Annotated in this window: 21 protein-coding genes; 10 read left to right on the top strand and 11 right to left on the bottom strand. The window is 32.6% G+C overall.

All coding sequences use genetic code 11. The features are described from left to right. Positions 1–15: 15 nt before the first annotated feature. From ACJBCC_RS01180 to ACJBCC_RS01170, 3 genes are read left to right on the top strand one after another with little or no spacing between them, the layout of a single operon-like run. Positions 16–1,101 carry an amidohydrolase family protein gene (locus tag ACJBCC_RS01180; RefSeq protein WP_299099194.1) on the top strand — a complete coding sequence of 362 codons (1,086 nt, stop codon included), beginning with the start codon at positions 16–18 and terminating at the stop codon, positions 1,099–1,101. A 54-nt stretch (positions 1,102–1,155) separates the two neighbouring features. Then, positions 1,156–1,383 carry a hypothetical protein gene (locus tag ACJBCC_RS01175; protein WP_407556177.1) on the top strand — a complete coding sequence of 76 codons (228 nt, stop codon included), beginning with the start codon at positions 1,156–1,158 and terminating at the stop codon, positions 1,381–1,383. A gap of 33 nt (positions 1,384–1,416) precedes the next feature. After that, positions 1,417–2,058 (top strand): O-methyltransferase, encoded by a 642-nt coding sequence (locus ACJBCC_RS01170; RefSeq protein ID WP_407556176.1) that lies wholly within the window; start codon positions 1,417–1,419, stop codon positions 2,056–2,058. Between the two features lie 62 nt (positions 2,059–2,120). On the opposite strand, the gene ACJBCC_RS01165 is transcribed toward ACJBCC_RS01170, so the two are convergent. The 6 genes from ACJBCC_RS01165 to ACJBCC_RS01140 all read right to left on the bottom strand — a co-directional run bounded on the left by ACJBCC_RS01165 (position 2,121) and on the right by ACJBCC_RS01140 (position 8,670). Next, complete coding sequence (locus tag ACJBCC_RS01165; protein ID WP_407556175.1) at positions 2,121–3,629, bottom strand: S8 family peptidase; 1,509 nt, start codon at positions 3,627–3,629, stop codon at positions 2,121–2,123. Between the two features lie 117 nt (positions 3,630–3,746). Continuing rightward, positions 3,747–4,037, bottom strand: coding sequence for a twin-arginine translocase TatA/TatE family subunit (locus ACJBCC_RS01160; protein WP_299099186.1), 291 nt, complete (start codon positions 4,035–4,037; stop codon positions 3,747–3,749). A 102-nt stretch (positions 4,038–4,139) separates the two neighbouring features. Then, positions 4,140–6,437 carry a M1 family metallopeptidase gene (locus ACJBCC_RS01155; RefSeq protein ID WP_299099185.1) on the bottom strand — a complete coding sequence of 766 codons (2,298 nt, stop codon included), beginning with the start codon at positions 6,435–6,437 and terminating at the stop codon, positions 4,140–4,142. A gap of 64 nt (positions 6,438–6,501) precedes the next feature. Next, the gene (locus ACJBCC_RS01150) at positions 6,502–7,008 is read right to left on the bottom strand and encodes a DUF6702 family protein (RefSeq protein WP_299099183.1); all 507 of its coding nucleotides are present in this window, start codon (positions 7,006–7,008) and stop codon (positions 6,502–6,504) included. 47 nt (positions 7,009–7,055) lie between these two features. Continuing rightward, positions 7,056–7,847: a hypothetical protein gene (locus tag ACJBCC_RS01145; protein ID WP_299099181.1), complete on the bottom strand. Its 792-nt coding sequence runs from the start codon at positions 7,845–7,847 to the stop codon at positions 7,056–7,058. Continuing rightward, the gene (locus tag ACJBCC_RS01140) at positions 7,834–8,670 is read right to left on the bottom strand and encodes a carboxypeptidase-like regulatory domain-containing protein (RefSeq protein ID WP_407556174.1); all 837 of its coding nucleotides are present in this window, start codon (positions 8,668–8,670) and stop codon (positions 7,834–7,836) included. The genes ACJBCC_RS01145 and ACJBCC_RS01140 overlap by 14 nt, the downstream gene beginning before the upstream one ends. Positions 8,671–8,823: 153 nt before the next feature. Here ACJBCC_RS01140 and pepE point away from each other — a divergent pair, with 153 nt between their 5' ends. After that, positions 8,824–9,531, top strand: a complete 708-nt coding sequence (pepE, locus tag ACJBCC_RS01135) for a dipeptidase PepE (RefSeq protein WP_299099177.1) — start codon at positions 8,824–8,826, stop codon at positions 9,529–9,531. A gap of 2 nt (positions 9,532–9,533) precedes the next feature. Here pepE and ACJBCC_RS01130 read toward each other — a convergent pair whose 3' ends face one another. Then, positions 9,534–9,959: a GNAT family N-acetyltransferase gene (locus tag ACJBCC_RS01130; protein WP_407556173.1), complete on the bottom strand. Its 426-nt coding sequence runs from the start codon at positions 9,957–9,959 to the stop codon at positions 9,534–9,536. A gap of 150 nt (positions 9,960–10,109) precedes the next feature. On the opposite strand from ACJBCC_RS01130, the gene ACJBCC_RS01125 reads away from it, so the two are divergent. Further along, the gene (locus ACJBCC_RS01125; protein WP_407556172.1) at positions 10,110–10,877 is read left to right on the top strand and encodes a M48 family metalloprotease; all 768 of its coding nucleotides are present in this window, start codon (positions 10,110–10,112) and stop codon (positions 10,875–10,877) included. Positions 10,878–10,921: 44 nt separating this feature from the next. Here ACJBCC_RS01125 and ACJBCC_RS01120 read toward each other — a convergent pair whose 3' ends face one another. After that, a complete protein-coding gene (locus tag ACJBCC_RS01120) occupies positions 10,922–11,317 on the bottom strand; it encodes an ankyrin repeat domain-containing protein (RefSeq protein ID WP_407556171.1) in 396 nt (131 codons plus the stop codon). A gap of 262 nt (positions 11,318–11,579) precedes the next feature. Here ACJBCC_RS01120 and gpmI point away from each other — a divergent pair, with 262 nt between their 5' ends. Together gpmI and ACJBCC_RS01110 are read left to right on the top strand one after the other, a co-directional pair. After that, positions 11,580–13,097, top strand: a complete 1,518-nt coding sequence (gene gpmI / locus ACJBCC_RS01115; RefSeq protein WP_407556170.1) for a 2,3-bisphosphoglycerate-independent phosphoglycerate mutase — start codon at positions 11,580–11,582, stop codon at positions 13,095–13,097. Between the two features lie 47 nt (positions 13,098–13,144). Continuing rightward, a complete protein-coding gene (locus ACJBCC_RS01110; protein ID WP_299099167.1) occupies positions 13,145–13,543 on the top strand; it encodes a BT0820 family HAD-type phosphatase in 399 nt (132 codons plus the stop codon). Between the two features lie 4 nt (positions 13,544–13,547). On the opposite strand, the gene ACJBCC_RS01105 is transcribed toward ACJBCC_RS01110, so the two are convergent. Beyond that, positions 13,548–14,822: an acetyl-CoA hydrolase/transferase family protein gene (locus ACJBCC_RS01105; protein ID WP_407556169.1), complete on the bottom strand. Its 1,275-nt coding sequence runs from the start codon at positions 14,820–14,822 to the stop codon at positions 13,548–13,550. Positions 14,823–14,948: 126 nt separating this feature from the next. Here ACJBCC_RS01105 and map point away from each other — a divergent pair, with 126 nt between their 5' ends. The 3 genes from map to ACJBCC_RS01090 are packed head-to-tail and all read left to right on the top strand — an operon-like array spanning position 14,949 to position 16,913. Beyond that, complete coding sequence (gene map / locus ACJBCC_RS01100) at positions 14,949–15,767, top strand: type I methionyl aminopeptidase (protein WP_407556168.1); 819 nt, start codon at positions 14,949–14,951, stop codon at positions 15,765–15,767. A 1-nt stretch (position 15,768) separates the two neighbouring features. Beyond that, positions 15,769–16,542: a class I SAM-dependent methyltransferase gene (locus tag ACJBCC_RS01095; RefSeq protein ID WP_407556167.1), complete on the top strand. Its 774-nt coding sequence runs from the start codon at positions 15,769–15,771 to the stop codon at positions 16,540–16,542. A 2-nt stretch (positions 16,543–16,544) separates the two neighbouring features. Next, on the top strand, positions 16,545–16,913 hold the full coding sequence (locus ACJBCC_RS01090; protein WP_407556166.1) for a DUF423 domain-containing protein: 369 nt from the start codon (positions 16,545–16,547) through the stop codon (positions 16,911–16,913). Positions 16,914–17,031: 118 nt separating this feature from the next. Here ACJBCC_RS01090 and ACJBCC_RS01085 read toward each other — a convergent pair whose 3' ends face one another. Beyond that, a complete protein-coding gene (locus tag ACJBCC_RS01085; RefSeq protein WP_407556165.1) occupies positions 17,032–18,096 on the bottom strand; it encodes a hypothetical protein in 1,065 nt (354 codons plus the stop codon). A gap of 128 nt (positions 18,097–18,224) precedes the next feature. Then, positions 18,225–18,688 (bottom strand): T9SS type A sorting domain-containing protein (locus ACJBCC_RS01080; RefSeq protein WP_407556164.1); only part of this gene is annotated, 464 nt, incomplete at its 5' end.

Here is an 18,688-nt window from a genome sequence, read left to right as displayed (position 1 = left end):
TAATTCAACCCAAATATGAGTAAACGCAAACTAAGAATAAACGGTCACTCTCACCTTCTTCCCTATCCTGAAGAAATCCCTCAGTTCATGAAAGACAAAGGTATTTTTTGGGTAGATAAAGACCGAAAATTTATGCTTCAAAAAGATTGGAATCGACCTATCACAGATTCTAGCTTCTTTTTAGATGAAAAATTAGAATGGATGGAGCGCAATAAGCTAGACCATGCTGTGGTTTTAAATTTATCTCAGCTTTATGGTAATGGTTTAAGGGTTGAAGAAATGAAGCAAGCTTTACGTTTTCAAAATGATTTTAATGCCAAAGTGCAACATAATCATCCTAGTAAATTTACATGTGGTTTTGTGGTTCATCCTGGTTTTGTTAGAAGTGCTTGTTGGGAAATTGAGCGTTGCGTAGAAGTGTTAGGTATGCGATTATTATGTTTACCAACGCATTATATGGATTCTATAGGTACTTGGCGTTGTATTTTTGACGAAGAAAATGAACCCATTTTTGAAATGGCCAACAAATATAATTTGGCTGTAGAAATCCATCCTTACGATGGCGAAAAGTTTATAAAATTAGAAAATACATCATGGCGTTTTCACTTAATTTGGATGCTCGCACAATGTGGCGATGCGTATCACTTTTTAACTTTAAATGGTTACCAAGATAAATATCCAAACATGAGAACTTGTTTTGCTCATGGTGGACAATTGGCACAAATTAACTTAGGAAGACGTATTCAAGGGTTTGATGGACGACCAGATTTATTTGAAGGCAAAAGTCATCCTAGAAAAGCGGTAGGACATAAAAACATCTTCTTTGACACTTTAGTGCATGATACTGGAGGATTAGAGTTATTAATAAGAAATCAAGGTTCTAAACAAGTGATAATGGGACTTGATGACCCTTATCCATTAGGGGAAATGGAAAGCGAAAAACAATCTTCTTATCCAGGAAAAATAATTGACTTAGCCATTGACAGAGAGATAATTACAGAAACTGAAGGCGATGCCATTTGGGAAGATAATGTTATTCAATGGTTGTGTGGCGAGGATGAAGACGCTAAACAAAAGTTAATTACCAGAATAACATCCTAGCTTTGAAATTCAATTTTTATGTCTATATTTAAACTCTAACCAACTAAATAAATTATGAAAAAAATTGGAGGATATATGGCTTTCTTTGGCCTATTTGCTATTGTTTTAAATTTCTTTGACAGAGTACCAACTATCTTAATGTGGATTTATTCTTGGGGAGACACAGCTGCTTGGGCTATTAAAATTGGGCTTGTTGTTGTAGGTGCTGTTCTTTTCTTCATGGGAAAACCAGAAGTTGAAGAAACTGAGCTAGAATTACCGAATGAAGAGTCTGCTGAATAATATATTTTTCATTTCTTTAAAATATTTATAGATATGTATTTCTTACCAGAAAATCTAGACAACTACGTTGTTGCACATTCTGAACAAGAGCCTGATTTATTAAAACAACTCACTAGAGAAACATATCAGAAGGTTTTACAACCTATTATGCTCAGTGGACCTTATCAAGGGAGAGTGTTGAGTATGATTTCTAAATTGATACGACCAAAATCTATTTTAGAATTAGGCACGTTTACTGGCTATTCTACATTGTGTTTGGCAGAAGGCTTAGTTAGTGATGGCGAATTGCATACTATTGATATTAATGAAGAATTGGTTGACTTTCAACGTAAGTATTTTGACACATCTAATTATGGAAAACAAATCATTCAGCATACAGGAAGTGCTTTAGATATTATTCCAGAACTAGATAAAACTTTCGATTTAGTTTTTATAGATGCAGACAAACCTAACTACTCTAATTATTTTCATTTAATAATTGATAAGTTAAATTCTGGAGGTATAATTCTTTCAGATAATGTTTTATGGCACGGAAAAGTTGTAGAACCCTTAGACGAAAAAGATAAATCTACCAAAGCGGTTTTAGATTACAACACCCTTTTAAAAGAAGATAAACGGATTGAAACTGTACTGCTTCCTATTAGAGATGGTTTAACTATTAGTAGAAAAAAATAAAGGTAAAACAAAAATCCTCTTCAAAATTGAAGAGGATTTTTTATTATACATAGTATTAAACTTTATTGTACTGCTTGAAGCGCATCAATATTTCCATATCCAAAACTACTGCTCTTATAAGGATAAAGGTCTGCAGATTGTTTTAACCTGTTTAATATTTGTGTTCTACTCCAATTAGGATACTTAGACCAAATTAAAGCCGCGATACCAGCTGTAGTTGCTGTTGCTGCAGACGAACCACCTGTATAACGACGTTGACCATTATAAAAGTTTAAAACAGGAGGTGCTTTACTTGTATTATTATCTCCTTCCATTATAATTGTGAAATCTATTTTACTTCCACTATGGCAAGTTTCGCAACGTTCATAGTTACTACCATCATTTACACCTGTTACCGCTACAGTTTCACTCATTGTTGCCGGAAAAATTACACCAAAGCCATTTGTAAAACTAGTTGAAGTTCCGCCAGCTGCAAAAATCAATTTCCCTTTACCGTAAGCATATTTCACAGCGTCTTTAATATTACCTATAGACCATACATAGCCGATAGACATAGATATAATTTTCACATCACTCCGATTTCCTAATTGCGTTAAGGCTTTAGAAACTCCTTTACGCTCATGGTAATCATTAAGTAACACATCTTCTGTTGCTCTATATGCTACCAAATTAGCATTGTATGCTACACCAACTGGCATACCATCATTATTTCTAGGTGACGCCATTGTTGAACCCATTGCTGTTCCGTGTCCACATTTGTCATCTGGACCATCATAATTACTAGACCACCACCAATTAGAATCTATAAAAGTTCCATATTTCTGAACATAACGACCAGATGAATAACCATCATTAATACCTGCTGAAGTTAATAGTGATTGATATCTTGAAATACCTGTATCAATTAATCCAATTGTAACACCAGAACCAGTAGACATATTCCAAGCACTTTGAATGTTGTGTTCATTAAAATGCCAAGATACTTGTACGTTATTAGGCGTGGTTGTTGTATAATGAGCAGTACTAATATAATCTGCACTTTTATCGCAACCTGAGCTCGATTTTTGTACTGAACCTGCTACATAATGATTATACCCATTTGGCTCTAAATACCTGACATAATCACTTTTTCTAAGTGCTATGATAGTTTCTAATTTCGTTACTTCTGCATCAAAAACGGTAAGAATTTCATCTTCTTTCATTTTAAAATCATCTTTATCTACTTGTTCAGTTGACATAATAATTGAAAGTAAGTCGTTCTTTTTTTGAATTAATTCTACATCAACTTCTTCACTGTAACTCTGACCTTCATTACCATAGCCAACGGTTAATACATTCTGGCCAAGCATTAATGCGCTCCAAACAAAATGAGCTTCTTGATCATTCCAATCAAAATCTCCAGTAGATTCAATACTTTCTGTAATTCGCTGGTTTATTTGCTGAATGGTTAAAGCTTTTTCTGGAGTTTGAGATGCTTCAGTTACGGTTTCAGTCTCAACAATAGCATCTTTAGAACAAGAAACTACGGCAATCGCCAATGCGAACATTGCCAAACGGTACATTTTTTTCATTTAATATGATTTAGTTGATTAATTATATTTCCTAAATATATTAAATATATTATAAAATTTTAAAGTGAATTTTGTGATTTTGTCAAAAAACCACCTTTTAAGATAACAATAATAAAATTACTTATCTCTTTTTAATGATCCAGTGAAGTCTTCTAAATCATCTTTTACTTTATTGAGTTCCTCTTTCACATTTTTAGTTACTTCAGTATCAATAATATTACTTTCTTTGGCACTTTTGGTGATTTCATGCTTAACATCATTTGTAGCATCCTTCAATTGACGCATACCTTTACCTAAACCGCGAGCTATTTCTGGTAACTTATCTGCACCAAAAAACATAACCACAACTAGTAGTATTACCATTATTTCGGCACCTCCAATAAATAACAATGTTAAGTGATGTATCATAATGCAAATATAAAGTGAGTTTGTGAATTATACCTAGTGAAATTAAAAATAAAAAAAAGCCGATTTTAAAAAAATCGGCTTCTCTTTACATACTAAATAGTTTTAGTCTTTTACTTTGTCTTTAAACTTGTCAAATTCACTTGTCACAGCTTCTTTAGGCCACGAATTGTTACTTGTATCCACATCAGCAGTTTCTAAATCTGGATCTAAAGCTATTGAAACAATTTCTTTTTCACTTGCTATTGCTTTACTAACTTCCTTATCATTGTATCTCCAAATTTGAGCAGGATATGTTTCTTTTTCAGTTGTACCATCTGCATATGTATATTCTACAATAATTGGCATTACTAATCCACCTGGCTTATCAAAAGTAATTTGATAAAAGAATTTAGGCGTTTCCTTCATTTCTTTTTGTTCTGCAGGTGTAAAATTATCCATGATGTATTCTTTTACAGTAGGCAAATCATCAATAGCTTCTGCTTTTTTAATAGCGTCATCATAACCTTCTGCTCCTTCTTCAATAAAATACACTAAGCTATTTGGGTCTCTGTTGTAACGCTCAGCTAATTGTTTACCATTTTCATTAGGTGTTGCTGTCACAGCAAACTTCTTCACTTCTTTTATACCAATATCTGTGTAATCAGTAGTGTAGAACCAGCCTCTCCAAAACCAATCTAAATCTACAGCAGATGCATCTTCCATAGTACGGAAGAAATCTTCTGGTGTTGGGTGCTTAAACATCCAACGGTTAGCATATTCTCTAAAAGAATAATCGAACAAATCACGTCCCATTATTGTTTCTCTAAGTATATTTAATCCTGTTGCTGGCTTACTATATGCATTGTTACCAAACTGGTAAGTATTTAAACCTTTTGTCATAATTGGCGCAATGTAATCTTGATTTCCGCCCATATATCTCACAATATTTTTTGCTGGTCCACGCCTCGATGGATAAGCTTTATCACTTGGAGATAATGCTTTTGGATACCACTCTCCAAAATCTTGCTCTGCCACATACTGAACAAATGTATTTAATCCTTCATCCATCCATGTCCATTGACGTTCATCACTGTTTACAATCATTGGGAAAAAGTTATGGCCAACTTCATGTATAATAACACTGATCATTCCGTATTTTGTTCTATCTGAATAATTCCCTTCCTTATCTGGACGACCAAAGTTGTAACAAATCATTGGGTATTCCATTCCCATTGGTGCATGTACAGAAATTGCTTTGTGGTAAGGATAATCAAACGTCATACGAGAATATGACTTTAATGTACTCGCAACAGCTTTAGTTGACCATTGTTCCCATAACGGGTTTCCTTCTTTAGAATATAAAGACACTGCCATTACATCCTTCTCTCCTACTTTTACAGCCATCATATCCCATAAAAATTTACGAGATGTCGCAAAACCAAAATCACGTACCATCTGTGCAGAAAGTTTCCATGTTTTTTTCTTTTTACTTTTAGACTTTTCTGATACCTCAGCTTCATCTTGTGTTACAATCATAACAGGTTCGTCGTATGATTTTTTCGCTTTCTTAAAACGTTTCATCATATCTTTAGTAAACACGTCTTCACGGTTTACTAAGAAGCCTGTACCATCTAATATATGATCTGCAGGCACTGTAATATTTACATCAAAGTCTCCAAATGGTAATGCAAACTCATCGCGTCCCCAAAATTGAGAATTCTGCCATCCTTCTACATCGTTATATACAGCCATACGAGGATAAAACTGAGCCATTACATAGATACGATTATCATTTTCTTCAAAATACTCGTAACCAGAACGTCCACCATCCTTAACGTGATCGTTAATATTGTACCACCATTTTATCTGGAAAGAAAATTTATCGCCAGATTTTAAAACGCTAGGTAATTCTACTCGCATCATTGTACGGTTTATGGTGTGTTGTAAATCTTTTCCATTTACATCTTTAACATGTTCTATATGAAAACCACCATCAAAAGATTCTTTTAAATAAGATTTAACTGCACCTGCAGATGAAGTTGCTGGTCCAATTCCAGAAGAACGAATAAGTGGTGTTTTAGAATCTCTAGCACGCATGTTTTGATCTAATTGTACCCAAAGGTATTTTAAATCGTCAGGAGAATTATTTGTGTAAGTAATAGTTTCATCTCCATAAAGCTTAGCATTTACATCATCGATTTCAATATCCATTTTGTAATCTGCCTGTTGTTGGTAATATGCTGGTCCTGGCGCTCCAGAGCCTGTTCTAAACATATTTGGTGTCGCAAACTCATCGTAAAGTTGTTTAAACTTATTTTCGTTGGTGTGACCAGGTTGACGCTCTTGCTTTTCCTCATCTTGAGCATACATGCTGAATGTTGAGAATAACAAAGCGCATAAAAAGTACTTAGTAATTTTCATAAATAATTAGTTGTGATTAAAAGTGAAGCCTAAAATAAGAATTTAAGATGGCATACAAAGTTTTTTATTTAAAGTTTAACGCACATATTTCATTGCCAGGAACTAATAAAAAACTTTTATTTTTATTTAAGAGCTTCATCCTTAAGATATTTTGTTGCTCGTCAAACACGTCAAATAATAATGTGTTTGATACTTCTATAGAATTTATATCTTTAATATTAGGAATTTCTAGATAACAATACGTAATATCCTCTTTATATTCTTTCCCTATAAAATTGAATTTAACAGCATTGTCGTTTACCTTAATTTTGAGTTTATCTTCTAAATAACGCTTCATGTAGGTTTCTACTTTTTCAGATTCATCGTTAGAATCTAAGGTTATTGATTCATCATATCGTTTACGAATGAGCGTTTCAAAATCATTTATAAAAATCTGACTTATAATTTGAAGAGACGCTTCTTTTTCAGAGTATTCAATTTCCGTTACACTCACATAATATTCATGCGAACTTTGGTTAGATAAAAAAAGTGGAAGTATTAAAAAGGTAATTAATAATTGTAATGATTTCATAAAAATTTTTATAGTTCTTTTTGGTATCTCAAAACGTATTCCAAAATTTAATCTTCAGTTACAGATTTTCTATTTTCTTGGTACGCTAATAGTTTTGCTTGCAAAAATTCAAGTAATTTTAATTCGTTATTTGCATTGCACAAGTTTAAGAATTCTTCGTCTTCTTGACAAAATAAAAAGTACTCAATTCTAAGACTTTTTGTTAACGTATCTTTTTCAAATAAAATAGACTCATATTCTCCTTTTAGTCGCTCTGTGCAAGCTTCTCTATTATCTAATTCTACAATATTTTTTAGTTTTTTTGTTCTACCACTCACTCTGTTGAGTAATTTATGAACATTAACTCCTAATCCCGTATAAATTGGACCTCCACCATCTGCATCATGAAGTTTGCGTTCGTTTTGTGTGAGCGGTTTGCCTTTATAACCAGGAATTCCTAAATCGTAAAAATTAATCTCGGTTTCGGCATCAGAGTTTTCAACATCAGATTCTAAGCTTCCCGTCAATATTTTTCCAATTACAACTTCATTTAACTCGCTAACATTTTCAATGAGATAAACATTAAAGTGCCCTATTTCTATAATTTCGGATGTAATTATGAACTCTTTCTTTTTATACTGAACACCAGAAATCACTAAAGTGTCTGATGCTTTTGCTTCAATGATAAAACTACCATCTTCGTTAGATATAGTATATTTTGCTTGAGATTTATTTTGAATATGAAGCCCAGCAACCTCATCATTGGCAATGAGTTGACCACTTACATTATTCAGTTGAGCGTTAGTAATGCTTATTGATAAAAACGCAGTTACTATTATTAGTATTTTAATCTTCTTCACTTAACGTTTTTAAGAAAGATTTACTTAATTGAGAAATACGTTCTAGTAATTCTAATTCCTTATCATCGGCAAACAACTTTTGGTTTACACCTTCTTTTTCTACATAATCGGTAAAAGCTTCCATTTGTTCTAGAGGAATATCGAAATTGGTGTGAACATAGTTAACGCTATAATCATCTAGGGCTTGCTTAAAAGGTGTTTTATCTATTGCTTGTTTTTCTTTTTCTGATTTAAATTTAATTCTATCAAGGCCAACACCGTCTATATTAACAATTTGTTTCATTAAAAAACCTGCCACATTAATTAAATTTAGCATATTCTCCATTCTTGGATTATACTCATTAAAAGCTAAATTTTCTGCTTCAGTTTTATAATCTGCTGAAAATTCAAAGTCTTCAATATGGTCTAGTCCAAAATATATGGCATCTAAATCTACATTGTAAGTTCTTACGTTTTCGAAATCTGCATTTAAATTTCCTGTTAGACCAAAAGGCAATAAAACGACTTCATCTAATTTGTTAACTTCTTCAACCAAAATTACTGTTAATTGCCTGGATTCCATTACACTTTCAGAAATAACAACACTAAAATCCTGAAACTGTAGTGCTCCAAATTCTACTACATCATTAAGCGCAATTGCAATCTTAAACGTTCCGTTTTCGTCTGTAGTTGTTCCTTTATTAGAAGAGGTATTAAATACTGTCACTCCTTCTTTATCTTCCGAAGCCACAACAATTCTTCCATTAACAGAAATTCTACTAATTTCCTGGCTATTAATAGATAACGACAATAAGCAACACAAAAAAAGTATAATTGGTTTCATAATGTATTGGGTTAGTTTTCTAAAGTTCGGTTTTATATTTTAAAAATAACCATAATGTCCGTCAAACTTTTGTTAAATCATTTTTTTGATTTCTATTAAATTTAATTTTTCATTCCTGTTTAGAATTCATATTTTGACAAAAAAATCTAAAAATTGAAATCGATTATAATTGCAAGCACGTCAACCATTCATGGTAGTGGTTATTTAGAATATTTGTTAGACGAACTTAAAGTTCATTTTAAGTCTGCAGATGAAATATTATTTATTCCTTATGCCAGACCTGGCGGAATATCTCATGATGAGTATACTGCTATTGCTGCAAAAGCTTTTAATTCCATTGGAAAATCAGTAAAAGGCATACATGAATTTAAAAGTGCTAAAAACGCTATAGAAAAGGCAAAAGGTATTTTTGTTGGTGGTGGAAACACCTTTGTATTGGTATCTCAACTTTATAAAAATGACGTTTTATCTACGATAAAAAATGTTGTAGCTAAGGGAACACCTTATTTAGGCACGAGTGCTGGTAGTAATATTTGTGGTTTAACCATGAACACAACGAACGATATGCCAATTATGTATCCTCCAAGTTTTAAAACTTTGGGATTAGTGCCATTTAATATTAATCCACATTATTTAGACCCAATTGAAGGAAGTAAACATATGGGAGAAACTAGAGAAACTCGTATTAAAGAATTTCATGCTTTTAATACCCAACCTGTTATTGGTCTAAGAGAAGGCAGTTGGGTTAAGGTGCAAGAAAATACGTTGACGTTAGAAGGACAATTGGACGCAAGAATTTTTGAATATGGCAAAGCACCATATGAAATTAAAACAACTACTAATCTCGAATTTTTAAAATAAGATTAAAGTTTTTTCAAAAAGTGATACCCTAAAATTTCAAATCCTTCATTAAAGTAAAATTTATGTGAAGGATTATTTTGCACGTAGGTATTCAACTCAACAGAATTACACCCTTTTTCTATTACATAATTATTAATCCAAGCCATAAATTGCTTACCAAGGCCATTTCCTCTATGCTCTGGTTTGATAAAAACATGATCTAATTCTACTGATTTACCAATATAATGCCTTGTGCAAAACCACATGCCTGTAACTCCAACTAATTCATTATCTGCTGAAATCACTGCGCATTCATAGTTTTGATTTTTCATTTCATTAAATCTAGTCTTCAAAATAGCTTCACTTATTTTGAAGTCATTTAACTCATAAACCAAAGGAATTATTTGGTCTAAATTTTCATTAGAAATTATGCTAAATTGGTAATTCATATCTTAAATTAATTGAATAAAAGTATCGTAATTTAATGACAAACAAGTCGGTTTATTTTTTATTTACTTACTGAAATTGTTTCTAATCGATGACTTTAGGCTAAAAATTGTGTCAAACTTTTGTAAATTGAACCCATTAATCCATCAATTATGAGAAGAGGTAATTTAAAAGTACGTATTTTAATATTCGTAGCAATAGCTGGTTTTGCTTTCTTAAGAAAATGTAGCCAAGAAGAAGTCAATCCTTATACAGGAAAAAAACAAGCGATATCCTTATCACCACAAGAAGAGATAGCTATTGGACTACAAAGTGCGCCTGGTATGGCACAACAACATGGAGGATTACATCCCAACAACCAATACCAAGCTCTCGTAGACAATGTTGGCAACAAACTAGTTAACAGTAGCTTAGCAAAAAATACACCTTATAAATATGAATTTCATTTGTTAGCAGATGAGCAAACAATTAATGCTTTTGCATTGCCTGGTGGGCAAATCTTTATAACCTATTCATTATTTTCAAAATTAGAAAACGAAGATCAATTAGCTGGTGTTTTGGGTCATGAAATTGGTCATGTACTCGGCAAGCATTCTAACGAGCGTATCACAAATGCCAATTTTTGGAAAACATTAGCCATGGGAAGTTCTGCAATTGATATGGGAGGCGTAGCGCAACAGATTGGAAACGGTTCGTTGTTAAAAAATGGAAGAGGTGATGAATTAGAAAGTGACGAACTTGGTGTCGTTTTTATGATGGATGCAGGTTACAATCCCGAAGAAATGATAGGCGTTATGGAAATACTAAAAGCGGCAGCTGGACCAAACAGAACACCAGAGATGCAAAGTACTCATCCTGACCCTGAAAATAGAATTGAAAAAATAAGGGAAGCTATTTCTAAATATAAAAAAGCGTCCTAATTGGACGCTTTTTTTAGCAAACTAACTCAAATAATTGCCCACTCCTAGGCAGTTGTCTTTTTAAAACGCTTTAAAAACAATGCAGCCTCTTTTGCATTTGCTTTTTTAGCTAATGTTAACGCTGAATAGCCTTTATCACAAGTACTATGGATTTCAGATCCAGCTGTTATTAATACTTTTATTAAATCTACTCGATTGTATTTGGCAGCATAATGAATTGGCATCATTCCATTAGATTTGGCATTGACATCGACTCCATTTTTAATTAATTTTTTTACTTCTTCCGTGTTCCCTGTTGCAACTGCTTTACATAAAGGACTAACTTCTACGGTCTGAACAATGACGTCATTTACATTTGAAGACAAAATAACGTTTGATGCATTTAAATTGCTGATTGAAAAACCTAATGCTAAGGCTAAAACTACTACTGATTTTTTCATGATGAAAGATTTAAATTAAATGATTTGTTTTTTGATTATACTAAATAGACGATATCTATTTTTAATTGTTACACTAAAATTTATTTTATAACATTTCTTTAACGCTTTGAAAACAAATCTGTTAACACAATCACAAAACCTAATAATTAGAAAACCAACAGGTTACATCAAAATAAAAAATAGATAACTCTATAAATTTTTTAAGGATACGGAATTGTTATACTGTTGTATGTATTATCTTTGATACATAAAATATTTACACATGAATAAGAAGGTTATTTTAATGATTTTAGATGGTTGGGGTAAATCGCCAGACCCTAAAGTTTCAGCAATTGATAATGCACAAACTCCGTTTATAGATTCACTTTACACAAAATATCCTAGCGCTAGCTTAAGAACCGATGGTTTACATGTTGGTCTGCCAGAAGGGCAAATGGGAAATAGTGAAGTTGGACATATGAATTTGGGAGCAGGACGAATCGTTTACCAAGATTTAGTTAAAATTAACCTGGCCGTAGAAAAGCAAACTTTAAGAGAAGAAAAAGTGCTTAAAGATGCTTTTGAGTATGCTAAAACAAATAATAAAGATGTTCATTTATTAGGCTTAGTTAGCAATGGTGGTGTGCACTCACATATTAATCATTTATTCGGATTATTAAACGCAACGCATGACTATGGCTTAGAAAATGTTTTTGTACATGCTTTTACAGACGGTAGAGATGTAGACCCAAAATCTGGCAAAGGATTTATTACTGATTTAGAAAGCCATATGGCTAAAACCTCAGGTAAAGTTGCTACAGTAACTGGTCGTTATTACGCTATGGATAGAGATAAACGTTGGGAGCGTGTAAAATTAGCTTACGACGGAATGGTAAATGGTGAAGGCGAAAAAACACAGAATATATCACAATCTATTCAAAACAATTATGATAATGATGTTACTGATGAATTTATAAAACCTTTAATCGCTACAGATAGCAATAATCAACCAATTACTACGATTAAAGATGATGATGTTGTGATCTTCTTCAATTTTAGAACAGATCGTGGTCGTCAGTTAACTGAAGTGCTTTCGCAAAGTGATTTTCATGAGCAAAACATGCATAAATTAAATCTTCATTATGTAACCTTAACCAATTATGATGATAATTATAAAGGCATAAATGTTGTGTTTAATAAAGATAACCTTTCTGAAACTTTAGGCGAAGTATTAGAAAAACACAATAAAAAGCAAATTAGAATAGCCGAAACGGAGAAATATCCTCACGTTACGTTCTTCTTTTCTGGTGGTCAAGAAAAACCTTTTGAAGGCGAAACAAGAATTTTAAGAAACTCTCCTAAAGTTGCAACTTATGATTTAAAACCAGAAATGAGTGCCTTTGAATTAACAGATGCTTTAGTCCCTGAACTTAAGAAAGGAGAAGTTGATTTTGTTTGTTTAAATTTTGCAAATGGAGATATGGTTGGGCATACAGGTGTTATGGAAGCAGCTATAAAAGCTTGTGAAGCTGTAGATAAGTGTGTGAAAAATGTGGTAACAACAGCATTAGATAATGATTATACTACTATTTTAATTGCGGATCATGGTAATTGTGAAACTATGATTAATCCGGACGGTTCTCCAAATACAGCACATACTACAAATCCTGTACCTATTATTTTAATTGATAAAGATTTAAAATCAATTAAAGACGGCATCTTAGGAGATGTAGCACCAACAATACTTAAACTTATTGGAATCCCTCAACCAAAAGCAATGACACAAGAAAGTCTTGTATAAAAACGTTAATGTTGTAACTTTGCCCCAACCTACAATTATTTAATAGCATGAATTTTCAAAACAGATTAATAATAGCAGTCGATTTCGATGGTACCATAGTAGACGATGCGTATCCTAAAATTGGAAAAACTCGAATTTTTGCGTTTGAAACTTTAAAGCGATTACAAGATGATGGTCACAGACTCATTTTATGGACTTATAGATGCGGTTCTAAATTAGATGAAGCTGTTGAGTTTTGTAAAGAAAACGGCATTGAATTTTATGCTGTTAATGCTAGTTTCCCTGAAGAAAAATATGACTACAGCAGAAGTAGAAAAATTCATGCTGACTTATTCATTGACGACAGAAACATTGGAGGAATTCTAGGTTGGGGAGAAGTCTACCAAATCATTACTAATGAAAAGCCAGACATTAAAATCCCAAAGAAAAAGTGGTGGCAAAGATAGAATTCTATTCACCTCTTAGTAATTCAAAATATTGTTTATCAATTGCTAATCTATGATCTGGATGCGCAATATTAGTTAATGCTTTTGCACGCTGTTTTATTGTTTTGCCATATAAATTTGCCACTCCATATTCTGTAACTACGTAATGTACATGTGCTCTTGTAGTAACAACACCTGCTCCTGCTTTTAAAATAGGAACAATTCTACTCACACCATTTTTTGTAACTGAAGGTAGTGCTATAATTGCTTTTCCGCCTTGACTTAAAGATGCTCCTCTTATAAAATCTATTTGTCCTCCAACTCCAGAATACATATTAGAACCAATTGAATCCGCACAAACCTGTCCTGTTAAATCTACTTCTATCGCAGAATTTATAGCTACCATTTTAGGGTTTTGTTTAATGTAAGCCGGATTATTGGTATAATTTGAAGCTCGCATTTCTATAAATGGATTATCGTCCACGTAATCATATAATCGCTTAGAACCCATAACAAATGTAGACAGCGCACGACCTCTATTTATCTTTTTGTAATTGCCATTAATAACATCTTTTAAAATCAAATCAATTACTCCATCCGAAAACATTTCGGTATGAAGTCCTAAATCTTTATGATTAACCAAACTTTTTAAAACTGCATTTGGTATAGAACCAATACCTAATTGTAAGGTACTTTGATCCTCAATTAAGTTAGCAACGCTATTTCCTATTTTACTTTCAATAGCATTTGGTTCAGGATTAATATGTACTGGTATAGGTTCATCTGTTTCTACAAAATAATCAATTTCAGATATGTGAATTATTCCCGCTCCATGCGTTCTAGGCATTTGCGGATTTACTTGAGCTATCACAGTTTTAGCATTATCAATAGCTGTTAATACAGCCTCAACAGCCACACCTAATGAACAATAACCATGACGATCAGGTATTGATACATGAATAAGTACAACATCTAATTCTAAAATGCGCTGCTTAAACAATCTTGGTAATTCACTTAAAAAAACTGGAGTATAAGAGCCATTGCCTGCTTTAATAGTATGCCTAACATTTTTGCCAATAAAGAACGAGTTAACATGAAAACTATCCCTTAAAACCGGGTTGGCGTAAGGCGCTTCTCCTTCCGTATGTAATTGGCATATCTCAACATTTCTCAATTCTTCACTTCGTGCAGTTAATGCCTTTATTAATGTTTGAGGTGCAGCCGCAGCAGCCTGAATATAAACTCGATCATTAGACTTTACAACTTTTAAAGCCGTTTCTGCAGTTACCGTTTTAAACATAATTTGAGATGTAATTAGATTACAAATTTATATTAGTAATCTGATATAGAAACTGCGATATATCATGTTTTGATGAATATTTTAATTATTATAATTACCTATCTTTGCCGCTCAATAGAATGAAACATGATTATAGTAAAAACTGCAGAAGAAATTGAATTAATGCGCCAAAGTGCTCTAATTGTATCTAAAACTTTAGGTATGTTAGCCAAAGAAACTAAAGAAGGTGTAACTACAAATCACTTAGATAAAATCGCTGAAGAATTCATTAGAGATCATGGTGCTTTACCGGGTTTTAAAGGCCTTTATGATTGTCCGTCTACTTTACTATGTAGTGTAAACGAAGCTGTTGTACACGGTTTACCTACAGACATTCCTTTAAAAGATGGCGATATTGTGTCTATAGATTGTGGCGCATTAATGAATGACTTTTATGGTGACCATGCCTATACTTTTGAAATAGGAAATGTTGATGAAGACACTAAAAAATTAATAAAGGTTACAAAGGAATCTTTATATGTTGGGATTGAACAGTTAAAAACTGGTAATCGTGTTGGTGATGTTGGGTATGCTATTCAACAACATTGCGAAGCTCAAGGCTATGGTGTCGTTAGAGAATTAGTTGGTCATGGATTAGGTAAAAAAATGCACGAAGATCCAGAAATGCCAAATTACGGAAAACGCGGTAGAGGAAAGAAGTTTATTGAAGGTATGGTTGTGGCTATAGAACCTATGATAAACATGGGAACTCATAAAGTAAAACAATTAAAAGACGGCTGGACGATTGTAACACAAGACGGTAAACCAAGCGTTCACTTTGAGCATGATATTGCTATTGTAAATGGTAAGCCTGAAATATTATCAACCTTTGCGTATGTGCATGAAGCTTTAGGAATCGTTACTAATGAGGAAAATCCTTTTAGACAAAAGGCGTTGGTATTATAAAATGAAATCAGTTTTTAAATTTTTTCTCAATTTTATCCCTAGACCACTTTTAATAAGGCTAAGTTACTTAATAAAACCCGTCTTAGCTTTAATATTAAAAGGTAATAAATATACAGACCCTATAGACGAAAAAAGTTTTAAATCCTTCTTACCTTACGGTTATGGCCAACAAAGACCAAACGTACTATCTCCTTCTACACTCTCTTTAGAAAGGCATCGATTATTATGGCTCTATCTAAACAATGAAACTGATTTTTTTAAGGCCAATAAAAAAGTGCTTCATTTTGCGCCAGAACAGTGTTTTTTAAAACGTTTTAAGAAACTTAAAAATTTAGACTATACAACAACTGATTTATTATCGCCAATTGCAGATGTAAAAGCTGACATTTGCGATCTTCCTTTTGAAGACAATAGCTATGATGTTATTCTATGTAACCATGTTCTAGAGCACATACAAGATGATACCAAAGCTATCCAAGAATTGTACAGAGTAATGAAACCTGGTGGTTATGGCATTTTTCAAATTCCTCAAGATTTAAATAGAGCTGAAACTTTTGAGGACGATAACATTACAGATAAAGCTGAGCGTGCTAAAATTTTTGGGCAATACGATCATGTTAGAGTTTATGGCAGAGATTATTTTGACAAATTGCGCTCTATAGGTTTTAAGGTTGAAGAAGTAGATTATACAACTCAACTATCTCAAGGAGATATTGATAAATTCAGGTTGGCAGAGGGTGAGATAATTCCTGTTGTTTTTAAATTAAATTTTTAAATATGACTCAAAATATTATTATTGCAACAGGTGCACTTTTTGGGATGTTGTCTGTTATTTTTGGTGCTTTTGGAGCACATGCTTTAAAGAAAATATTATCCACAGATCAATTGCACAGTTTTGAAGTTGGTGTAAAATATCAAATGTATCACGCCATCGTATTATTAGTATTAGGACTTAGCGCAACCAATGTAACCTCAGCAACGTATTGGTGTTTTACAATCGGTATAATACTCTTCTCTTTTAGTATTTACGGTTTAGTTTTATCTGATGCTAAAGGCAAAAAACTTCGGTTTTTAGGACCTGTAACTCCAATTGGTGGTTTGCTTTTAGTGAGTGGTTGGCTATTGATTGTTTTTGAAGCATTTTAGTGCAGCATTAATTATCTTTAAATTGTGAGTAGGATTTAAGAACTAAAAAGAGAAGCCAATATTTTGACTTCCCTTTTTATTTTATAACTTCCCTTAATTTTTACACCCTATAAAACTATTAATTTACCGTCCGTGTTTTGCCTCTAGAGCTTTGCCCTCCATTGACAATTAACTTCCCTTTATCCGTACCTTCCGCCACAAAAGCTAGGTAATAACAACTAAATTCTTGAGTTTTTCCGGGTAAAATACTCCCAATTTTCTGTGATGAATTTGTGTATTTGTAAGTAGTAGAACCTACATTTTTTATGTAGTATTTACAATTATCTACTTTAGCATCTGTACCTTCTACACGTATAAAGTTTTTCCGATCTTTACTTGCTTGTGCATTAATATTGTTTTGAAGCACTCGCTGATATTCAGGTTTTCTCTTATATTTATTATTGTAATCAGCTATCCCTTCACTATACGATTTCTCTGCATTTTCAATTTTTGCAATATCTGCTTTATCCTTTGCTGTAAGTATGTAACCATCTTGCTTTGCTTTCATTTCTTCAAGATAATCTAATACATACCTATTTAAATTCATACTTTCTGCTTTTTTACATGCAGGACTTGTACATTCGGCAGGTGCTTTATTCATTGCTGCATCTTTTAATTTACCCATTAAAGCACCAAACTTCTTTTTCTTTTTTTTCTTTTTACCATCAACCTCTGATTTTTCTGTGACATCAGCACCAACTCTTATGTATATTTCATCTATATTATTAAAGCCATATCCTTCGCTTTCTTTCCAAACATTCCCTATTTTAAAAATGTAATCACCTATAACAACAAATCCTTTTCTAGAAATTTTATCTACTAAATGAGATACATTTGGATATCCATACATTTTGCTCGATTTAGATTTTGTTACATCTAGGGTATACATACCTGCTTTATCATCTTTTGTTGCACCAACTAATTTTATACCAGAATAAACACCTTGAGTTTTTAGAATTTCTACTTTTAATTGGTATTGCTTACCTTTAATTACTTGTTTGCCATCATCATCTTTATACACGGAATAGTAACGTTGGTATACAGCCTCTTCTCCATGAGATTCTAATGTTTCAAAAAGGGATTGTTGAGAAAAACTTACTAGGGTTAAAAAAAGTGCTAGCGCTAATGTTATATTTTTTTTCATTTTATTTGTTTTTTTTAGAACCATATCACAACCAAATTACTCTAATACAAGTTGTTAAATGATTCTTGATTTTGTTTTTAATGGCTTAAGCAAATAAGCGGAATATTAAAGATCCTCTTCTATTTGGTCTATAATTTTATAAAGCGTTTTGAAGCACTTGTATTATTTTCGAACTCAATTTTAACGATATACATTCCACTTCTTAAATCAGATACATTTATATCTTTCTTATTAGTTGTAGCTAAAACTTGTTTACCTAAAACATCATAGATACCTACCGATTTAATATTAACTTGGTTTGATATAATGTTTATGATGTTAGAGGCAGGATTTGGATACAGTTTAACTTCTGTTATATTACCTTCTGCATCAGCTATTGATAATGAAGAACCAAACTCATAAGCTCCCATATCTACGGCACTTCCATAAATTCTAGCATTGCCTAATAAATCTTCGTTAAGCGTAACATATTGATTATCCCCTCCATCTATAGCTGGCGATGTTCCTTGCAATGTATAATCTCCATTTACAGAATCTGTAAACAAAGGATTTGTGTTTGAAACATTTGTAGTGCTAGAATGATTTGCGAAAT

Source organism: Winogradskyella sp. 4-2091, assembly GCF_045765065.1.
Lineage (GTDB): Bacteria > Bacteroidota > Bacteroidia > Flavobacteriales > Flavobacteriaceae > Winogradskyella.
This window is presented reverse-complemented; position numbering and strand designations above follow the sequence as displayed.

What these genes read in the sequence shown, in the direction of transcription:
- ACJBCC_RS01180 (WP_299099194.1), top strand. Translation starts at nt 16, where the DNA reads ATGAGTAAACGCAAACTAAGAATAAACGGTCACTCTCACCTTCTTCCC.
- ACJBCC_RS01175 (WP_407556177.1), top strand. Translation starts at nt 1,156, where the DNA reads ATGAAAAAAATTGGAGGATATATGGCTTTCTTTGGCCTATTTGCTATT.
- ACJBCC_RS01170 (WP_407556176.1), top strand. Translation starts at nt 1,417, where the DNA reads ATGTATTTCTTACCAGAAAATCTAGACAACTACGTTGTTGCACATTCT.
- ACJBCC_RS01165 (WP_407556175.1), bottom strand. Translation starts at nt 3,629, where the DNA reads ATGAAAAAAATGTACCGTTTGGCAATGTTCGCATTGGCGATTGCCGTA.
- ACJBCC_RS01160 (WP_299099186.1), bottom strand. Translation starts at nt 4,037, where the DNA reads ATGATACATCACTTAACATTGTTATTTATTGGAGGTGCCGAAATAATG.
- ACJBCC_RS01155 (WP_299099185.1), bottom strand. Translation starts at nt 6,437, where the DNA reads ATGAAAATTACTAAGTACTTTTTATGCGCTTTGTTATTCTCAACATTC.
- ACJBCC_RS01150 (WP_299099183.1), bottom strand. Translation starts at nt 7,008, where the DNA reads ATGAAATCATTACAATTATTAATTACCTTTTTAATACTTCCACTTTTT.
- ACJBCC_RS01140 (WP_407556174.1), bottom strand. Translation starts at nt 8,670, where the DNA reads ATGAAACCAATTATACTTTTTTTGTGTTGCTTATTGTCGTTATCTATT.
- ACJBCC_RS01130 (WP_407556173.1), bottom strand. Translation starts at nt 9,959, where the DNA reads ATGAATTACCAATTTAGCATAATTTCTAATGAAAATTTAGACCAAATA.
- ACJBCC_RS01125 (WP_407556172.1), top strand. Translation starts at nt 10,110, where the DNA reads ATGAGAAGAGGTAATTTAAAAGTACGTATTTTAATATTCGTAGCAATA.
- ACJBCC_RS01120 (WP_407556171.1), bottom strand. Translation starts at nt 11,317, where the DNA reads ATGAAAAAATCAGTAGTAGTTTTAGCCTTAGCATTAGGTTTTTCAATC.
- gpmI (WP_407556170.1), top strand. Translation starts at nt 11,580, where the DNA reads ATGAATAAGAAGGTTATTTTAATGATTTTAGATGGTTGGGGTAAATCG.
- ACJBCC_RS01110 (WP_299099167.1), top strand. Translation starts at nt 13,145, where the DNA reads ATGAATTTTCAAAACAGATTAATAATAGCAGTCGATTTCGATGGTACC.
- ACJBCC_RS01105 (WP_407556169.1), bottom strand. Translation starts at nt 14,822, where the DNA reads ATGTTTAAAACGGTAACTGCAGAAACGGCTTTAAAAGTTGTAAAGTCT.
- map (WP_407556168.1), top strand. Translation starts at nt 14,949, where the DNA reads ATGATTATAGTAAAAACTGCAGAAGAAATTGAATTAATGCGCCAAAGT.
- ACJBCC_RS01095 (WP_407556167.1), top strand. Translation starts at nt 15,769, where the DNA reads ATGAAATCAGTTTTTAAATTTTTTCTCAATTTTATCCCTAGACCACTT.
- ACJBCC_RS01090 (WP_407556166.1), top strand. Translation starts at nt 16,545, where the DNA reads ATGACTCAAAATATTATTATTGCAACAGGTGCACTTTTTGGGATGTTG.
- ACJBCC_RS01085 (WP_407556165.1), bottom strand. Translation starts at nt 18,096, where the DNA reads ATGAAAAAAAATATAACATTAGCGCTAGCACTTTTTTTAACCCTAGTA.